The sequence below is a fragment of the Arthrobacter sp. Edens01 genome (assembly GCF_001307035.1).
In the GTDB taxonomy this organism is placed as follows: Bacteria; Actinomycetota; Actinomycetes; order Actinomycetales; family Micrococcaceae; genus Arthrobacter_B.
This window is the reverse complement of sequence record NZ_LKIU01000006.1, coordinates 416,914-417,621: the sequence shown is the minus strand read 5'-3', so window position 1 is coordinate 417,621 and position 708 is coordinate 416,914. Positions and strand designations below refer to the sequence as shown.

General features: G+C 65.0%; 1 protein-coding gene. It reads right to left on the bottom strand.

Features of this window, described 5'->3' with window-relative positions:
• The coding region (locus AO716_RS16485) for an SDR family NAD(P)-dependent oxidoreductase (protein WP_152970032.1) at positions 1-708 on the bottom strand (708 nt) is incomplete at both ends.

Genomic DNA, 708 nt, shown 5'->3' with positions numbered 1-708 from the left:
TAGGACCAGCCGCCGTCCCGGTACTCCGACTCCACAGCCTCGGGATGGGACCACAGCTGCAGCCGGTCACCACCCACACCAATGGCCTGCCCGGTAATCCCGGCAGCCTCCTCCGAGGCCAGGAACGCGATCAGGCCCGCCACATCCTCAGCAGTGCCAAACCCGAGGGTCCTGCGGAAGAAATCAGGCATGGCCTCACCGCGCTCATCCGCTTCCACCGCAGCAGCGAAGTACGGCACCGTCTTCGTCATCGCCGTCGCCGCCACCGGAATGACGGCATTGGCGGTAACGCCGGCCTTCTTCATCTCCATGGCCCAGGTCCGCACCATCCCCACGATCCCGGCCTTCGCCGCAGCGTAGTTGGTCTGCCCGAAGTTCCCGCGCTGGCCCGTCGGAGAACCAATCGCGATGATCCGGCCCTGAACGTTGTTTTCCTTGAAGTACGCGTACGCTTCCCGGACACAGGTAAACGTTCCGCGAAGGTGGACGTTGATCACCAGGTCAAAGTCCTCATCGGTCATCTTCAGCAGCGACTTATCCCGCAGCACCCCGGCATTGGTCACCAGGATGTCCAGCCCGCCGAAGTTCTCCACCGCAGCAGCCACCAAAGCCTGCGCCGTCTCCGTGGAACCCACCGGAGCCACCACAGCCACCGCACGCCCGCCCTCAGCCGTGATCGCGGCAACCGCCTCGTCCGCAACCGACGCA